5 protein-coding genes and 1 pseudogene are annotated in these 6,152 nt (G+C 67.0%); 4 read left to right on the top strand and 2 right to left on the bottom strand.

The annotated features are described in order from the left end of the window. The first annotated feature begins 66 nt into the window (after positions 1-66). On the top strand, positions 67-828 hold the full coding sequence (locus tag GKO32_RS34910) for an IclR family transcriptional regulator (RefSeq protein WP_154761191.1): 762 nt from the start codon (positions 67-69) through the stop codon (positions 826-828). Between the two features lie 11 nt (positions 829-839). Here the strand turns inward: GKO32_RS34910 and GKO32_RS34915 are convergent, their stop codons facing one another. After that, entirely contained in the window at positions 840-2,390 is a 1,551-nt protein-coding gene (locus GKO32_RS34915) for a bifunctional 3-(3-hydroxy-phenyl)propionate/3-hydroxycinnamic acid hydroxylase (RefSeq protein WP_166459831.1), read from the bottom strand. 374 nt (positions 2,391-2,764) lie between these two features. On the opposite strand from GKO32_RS34915, the gene GKO32_RS34920 reads away from it, so the two are divergent. After that, positions 2,765-3,850 (top strand): serine hydrolase domain-containing protein, encoded by a 1,086-nt coding sequence (locus GKO32_RS34920; protein ID WP_154761193.1) that lies wholly within the window; start codon positions 2,765-2,767, stop codon positions 3,848-3,850. A gap of 50 nt (positions 3,851-3,900) precedes the next feature. Here the strand turns inward: GKO32_RS34920 and GKO32_RS34925 are convergent, their stop codons facing one another. Further along, positions 3,901-4,995, bottom strand: a complete 1,095-nt coding sequence (locus GKO32_RS34925; RefSeq protein WP_208024645.1) for an alpha/beta hydrolase family protein — start codon at positions 4,993-4,995, stop codon at positions 3,901-3,903. A 57-nt stretch (positions 4,996-5,052) separates the two neighbouring features. Between GKO32_RS34925 and GKO32_RS34930 the strand changes: the two genes are divergently transcribed. Beyond that, positions 5,053-5,640, top strand: a complete 588-nt coding sequence (locus GKO32_RS34930) for a carboxymuconolactone decarboxylase family protein (protein WP_312869086.1) — start codon at positions 5,053-5,055, stop codon at positions 5,638-5,640. Positions 5,641-5,749: 109 nt separating this feature from the next. Then, positions 5,750-6,152, top strand: a pseudogene (locus tag GKO32_RS34935) (2,3-epoxybenzoyl-CoA dihydrolase); the annotation flags it as partial.

Genomic DNA, 6,152 nt, shown 5'->3' on the forward strand with positions numbered 1-6,152 from the left:
GTGCTACAGTGCAGGCGCCACCCGGAATGGTTGTGGCTCCGTTCATTTCTCCTAGTGGAAGGCACCATGTCGGCGCCGGCAAGCTATCCGATCGAATCCGTCGAGAACGCGGCGCGCGTTCTGTTGATGCTGCGCAGTCAGCGTGTTCTGCGTGTCGCCGAGGTCGCCGCGGAGCTGGGCATAGCCCGGTCGAGCGCGCACCGGATGCTCACCACGCTCCAGTCCCAGGGTCTGCTGCGGCAGGAGCCCGCGACTCGCGGTTACGGTCCGGGGCCCCAGCTCATCCAGATCGGCGTGGCGGTCATCGGAGCCACCGACCTGCGAGCGGAGGCCCGGCCGACGCTGGAACGCCTGTGCCAGGACATCGGCGAAACCGTGCACCTCATCAGCCTGGACGGCGCCACGATCGTCTTCCTCGACGGCGTGGAGGGCCGTTTCGCCATTCGCGCCGCGCTGCGAGCCGGTGACCGGGCGCCCGCACACGCCTCCGCGGCGGGAAAGGTTCTGCTGGCGTCCCTGTCTCGCGACCAGCTCCGGGAGCGTTACCCGGGCAGCCGCATTCAAGGTGGCACGAACAAGGCGATCAGCACCCGGCGCATGCTGGAGAACGAGCTCGAGACGGTCCGCGAGCAGGGATACGCCCTGAATCTCGGCGAAAGCGAGGCGGGGCTGCACGCAATCGCCGCGCCGGTCCGCGACGCCACGGGAAACGTACGCGCTGCCATCAGTATCTCTGGTCCTTCCGAGCGGTTGACGGAAGAGAAGCTCACCGGGCACGTTCGCACGCTTCTCGATGCGGTGGACCAGCTCAGCACGGTGCTGAGCTAGCCGGCTCACCGCTACACCAGCGAAAGGCTCGCGCGCAGTGAGCCGAGTAGACCCGGGATGGCGGAAAGTCCTTGCGCAGTGCCGAAAACATAGAAGTCCGGGCGGACCAGTACGGCCACGACGCCGGCTTCCTTCAGCCAGTCGCTCAGCGCCGCGCCCTCTTCCGGCACCCCCGCTTCACCGACCACAATGGACCGCAGCCCGATCGCCTGCTCGAGGTCTGCGACGGCCGCGCGCGTCACCGGGTCCAGGTCCAGAAGGCTGAACAGGGTGAACCCCCGGCCGAGCACATCGTCGGATCGTTCCGTCTTCCCGTCGTTCGTCCGCAGCAACGGCTGGACGGCCAGGTGGCCGGCCAACGGGTCCCCGTCGTGGAATCCCGCGCCGATCGGCGGCTCGAACGGTGCGGGCAGTTCGGTCGCCGACCGCAAATCCTCGCGACGTTGCGCCGCGCGAACGGGATCGGTCTCACAGACGACGGTCCCGATCCGCACCGACTCTTCGATGTAGTCGAGGACGTGTGGCCTCCGCGAAGCCGTATACAGGTCAAGGAGTTCCGGGCCCGCGGCGCCGGCCAGCACGAGGTCGAACATCCAGCCGAGGGTGGCCGCGTCCCGGATACCGGAACTCATGCCCTGCCCGAGGAACGGCGGCATGACGTGTGCGGCGTCGCCGGCGAGCAGCACCGATCCGCGCCGGAACGTGTCGGCCACGATGGACCTGAACTCGTAGACCGTCTGGCGGATCAGCTCCGCATCCTGGGGGCCGACCCAGGGTTCGAGTAGCTCCCAGACCCGTTCCGGCCGCACCAGCTCGCGCGGATCATCGCCGTCGACGAGCATGAACTCCCAGCGGAAGTACCGCTGAGCCACCCGGCCCATATGGTTGGGGCGCGCGGGATTCAGCACCTGGCAGGTGTCCGGGATATCCAGTGCCGGGGTGCCGGGCCGGGGCCGCACGTCGACGACGAGCCAGTCACCCCGGAAGCCGAGATCCTCCGTCCCGATATCGCACAGCGCACGGACCGCGCTGTTGGCGCCGTCCGCCCCGACCGCATAGCGGGCGGTGACGACACTGCCGTCCGCCAAGGTCGCCACCACGTACCCGGCCTTCTGGCGCAGATCGACCACGGCCGCCCCGAATCGAACGTCCACAGTGGACATCTTGTGGACCGCCGAGTCCAGGACGTCCTCGAGTTCCGGCTGGTAGAAGTGATACGACGCGTCCCAGCCTGACGGAGCCGTCCATTCCCGTGGCAGACGGGAAACCACGGCTCCGTCGGGATCGAGAAACTCATACAGCCGGGCTGGTTCCGCGATACGCCGGACATCGTCCGCAATGCCCAGCGACTGGAAGATGCGCATGATCTCGTGATCGAAGTGCCCGGCGCGAGGCGTCTCGTAGCGCGTGAGCCGTCGCTCGCACACCGTCACGCGGTGCCCCGCCACGCCCAGCAGGGCGGCCAGGCTCTGCCCGACCGGGCCGTATCCGACGATGAGGACATCCGCGTCCAGGGCATCGGGCGCACTTGCCGGTGTGCGGGGTTCGGTAGGAAGACTCACGTATCTCGGCCCTTCGCTTTGTCGGAATCCGGCTCGTGAACGCAGCCGACGGGCCGCTACGGGGCGCACTGCGCGACAGATGTCCGGTGAGCGTCGATCATTCTAAGACGCGGACAGTGTTCTGTCAAGCAGACGACCGGAGCGTGGCCGCCACGAGCATGCCGTAACTCGCGGAGATCGCCTGGGCCAAGCCTTGCGCCCGGGCAACACGTATTCTACCTTACAGATCACGTTCTGGTAGATAGACATTGGAGTAGCAATGCGTGCACCGGGATCTACGGCCTGCAACTCATGGGCTACACCGGCTGGGTCCAGGACACCTTCTCCGGTGCCGGACTCGGCTTGAACCCAAAGGGAGAAGAGGAAGGAACAGCATGGGTAGCGCACTGGAGAAGGCGATGGATGAAGTTCTGTCGCGCGGCGAGGCAGGCCTGCAGATCGCGGCCTACCACCAGGGAAAGCTGGTGATCGATGCTCAGGCCGGAGATGCGCGCGCGGGCGGGAAACCAGTCGACGCCGGCACGGTTTTCTGGGTGGCGTCCGCGGGCAAGGTCTCGACGGCAACCGCGCTGCACCGGCAGGTCGAGCGAGGTCTGCTCCGGTACGACCAGACGATTTCCTCGATCTGGCCGGAGTTCGGTGCCTGGGGCAAGGAGTCGTTCACGGTTCGCGACGCCCTCACGCATCGAGTCGGGCTGGCCGGGCTGCCGGCCGATGTGACGCCGGAACGGCTCGGTGACTGGGAGTGGATGACGGATCGGCTTGCTCGTTCCGCGCCGAGCGCAGACCCGGCCGAGCACGACTCATACCATGCTCTGACCTGGGGCTACCTCGTGGGGGAGATCGTGCGGCGTGCCGATCCGGCGCACCGCTCGTTCGAAGAGTTCGTGCGTGACGAGGTTCTCGCGCCAGCAGGAATCACCGATCTGTGGCACCGGCTTCCGGCCTCCGTGCACGGGCGTGCCGCCGTGGTGAAGGGTGACATTTTCGCCGGGGATTTCGTCGTCACCGAAGACCACGAGATCAATACCGCCGAGTACCGCGTCCGGTTCGATCCGAGCGGCGCGTGGATGACCGCGCGGGCGGGTGCGCGGCTCTGGGCGTTGTATGCCCAAGGGGGACAGCTCGACGGGCCCCGGCTGTTGTCGGCCGAGCGTATCCGGACGTTCCTGGAGCCGCGGACGGGTGGTTACCCAGCCGGGCCTCTGGTGGGGCCGCACGGTGTCATCGGACAGGGTGCGCTGATGCTCGGCGGAGAGGTGCCTTCGCACGCCGACGTCCTCGGATTCGGCAGGTCCGTCCTGTGGCACCCCGGGGCCGGAGGCGCCCTCGGTTTCGCGGACCTGGATGCGGAACTGGCCGGAATGATCTGCCACAACCAGCTTTTCGACGCGCGAGGCCTTGCGCAGCATCCGTTTGCCCCGGTTGTGCGGGCGATCTATGCCGAAGTGGACGCTTGAGAGAGCTCACCGTGACGCAGCAGCGCGCCGTGGCGCGCTGCTGCCGGGAGTCACCTGGCGAGCAGCCGGCTCCGGAACCAGTCGCAGAGGAACTCCGTACGTTCGGCGGAATGGTTGTACATCGTGTGTTCGCCGTCTTCCCAGACCCGCAACGTGGATCGCGCCGACAGGTCGAGGAACACCTTCTGCTGGTCGAGGGTGACCAGTGGGTCGGCGCCGCCGTGCAGCACCAGCACTTCGGCCGTCGTCTGGTCGACCGCCGGGTCGAGCCACAGGGTGCGCAACACGGCTGCCGCTTCTTCGTCCGTGCCGACGCCGAGGAGTGCCTGCACCTGTTCGCTGGCCGTACGGAACGGCAATGGTTCCGGCTTGGTGGCGGCCCCGTTGACGCAACACGCACCGAAACGGCCGTCCTGAACCGCCGCGCGGGCGGCCAGCAGCCCGCCGAAACTGTTGCCCCAGACGCCAAACGGGCCGTCATAGCCGGTTCGCGCCCGCACCGTATCGAGGGTCGCACTGAAGGCCAGATCGACGTGCCCGTCGAGATGGAGGCCGCCGCTCAGGCGAGTCTCGCCCTGGCCGGGCGCTTCGAGCAGGACCGTGGACAGCCCCCGCCGGGCCAGTGCTTCGGCCTGCTTGTGATAGGCCGGACCCCAGCCGCTCTGCCCGCCGACGATGACGACAGCCGGTGCCGGGTGATCGCTGCGGGGACGGACGAGCCAGGCGGTGCAATGGCTTGCCCCGAAAGGGATCGACAGCCGTTCCACGCGCAACTCGGTGTCGAGATCGGCCGCGGCTTGGTATGCGCCGGCGAGCCGATCGTAGAGGGTGCGTTTGGCCGCGGTGTCGGTGTTGAAGGCCATCTGCGCGAAGATTAGCGCTGCCGTCGCCCGGCGATAACACGCGACCGCCGTCTCGACATCACCCCGGTCTGCCGCCGCCTTGGCGCGGGCAAGTTGCGCATCGGCCAACTGGGCGGCGGCTTCGTGCCACGGCTGGGAGGCGGGCGCATTGCTCAGGTGGGTGGCGTCCCAGTGGTCCATGCCGTAGTCGAGCATCCGGGTCACCGGCATGGCGCGCAGTAGCGCGGCCCGGCGCTTGGCCGCCTCCTCCGTCGGTTCCGGTGTGAGTCGATGATTTGCCACAGAATCGACAGTAGACCTAGATAGTCGATTCAGCAAGACAGATGGGAGCTGATGAAGGTGCCGGATTCACGGAGTACTGGTCGCACGAGGGGTCGCAGCCGCAAGCTGCCTCCCGCGGAATTTGATGCGGCGCAACGGGAACTGTATGACTCGATCGTCGGCGGCCCCCGGGCTCGTCAAAGGGTTCCCCTCGTCGACGGCGAGGGCTGCCTGGAGGGGCCGTTCAACGCGTTCCTCCTCCAGCCGTCGCTGGGGCAGGCGTTGCAGGCGCTCGGCGCAAGCCTGCGCTACGAGTCCAAGCTGGCGGACCGATCGCGGGAGATCGCGATTCTCGTTGTCGCCGCCCATAAGGACGCGGACTTCGAACGCCTTGTGCACGAACCCGTCGCTCAAGCCTTGGGCCTGACCGGCGAGCAGCTGGCCGGGATTCGCGCGGGGGACTACGGCGTCCTGGACACAGTTGACGCCGTCGTCGCGCGGGCGGCGCACGAGATGCTCGACGACGAGGACCTGTCCGACGCGACGTTCACAGAGCTCCGGGCGTTGATCGGGGATGCGCAGGTGTTCGAGCTCACCGCGGTGGTCGGCTACTACGCCCTGCTCGCGCTCCAGCTCCACGTCTTCCGGGTTCCCTTGCCCGGCTAGACCACACCGGATCAAAGTTCTACAGAAGATTGACGAGTATGTAGTTCTTCGTAGAAGATGTGGTTGTTCTGATCGCTCGGCGAGGAGGCGTTTCGAAATGGCGGTAGCCATGGAGCCCGGTTCCGTGGTGGACGACGCCCACGAGCGTCCGGTCCCGCGAACACAGGTCGATTTCGATCGGGAGCCGGCCTCGTACCGGCATTGGCACCTGCGTATCGAACCGCCGATCGCTTGGCTTGAGATGGATGTCGACGAGCAGGGTGGGCTCGTCGAGGGCTACGAGCTGAAGCTCAATTCCTATGACCTTGGTGTGGACATCGAGCTCTACGACGCGGTGCAGCGGCTGCGGTTCGAGCATCCGGAGGTCGCTGCTGTGGTCATCACTAGTGCCAAGGAGAAGGTGTTCTGCGCGGGTGCGAACATCCGGATGCTGGCCGGCTCGCCGCACGAGTGGAAGGTGAACTTTTGCAAGTTCACCAACGAGACTCGCAACGGTATCGAGGATGCGACGG

Source organism: Amycolatopsis pithecellobii (assembly GCF_009707865.1).
Taxonomy (GTDB): domain Bacteria; phylum Actinomycetota; class Actinomycetes; order Mycobacteriales; family Pseudonocardiaceae; genus Amycolatopsis_E; species Amycolatopsis_E pithecellobii.

Excerpts from the sequence above, each read along its gene's own strand:
- GKO32_RS34910 (WP_154761191.1), top strand. The coding sequence starts at position 67 with ATGTCGGCGCCGGCAAGCTATCCGATCGAATCCGTCGAGAACGCGGCG.
- GKO32_RS34920 (WP_154761193.1), top strand. The coding sequence starts at position 2,765 with ATGGGTAGCGCACTGGAGAAGGCGATGGATGAAGTTCTGTCGCGCGGC.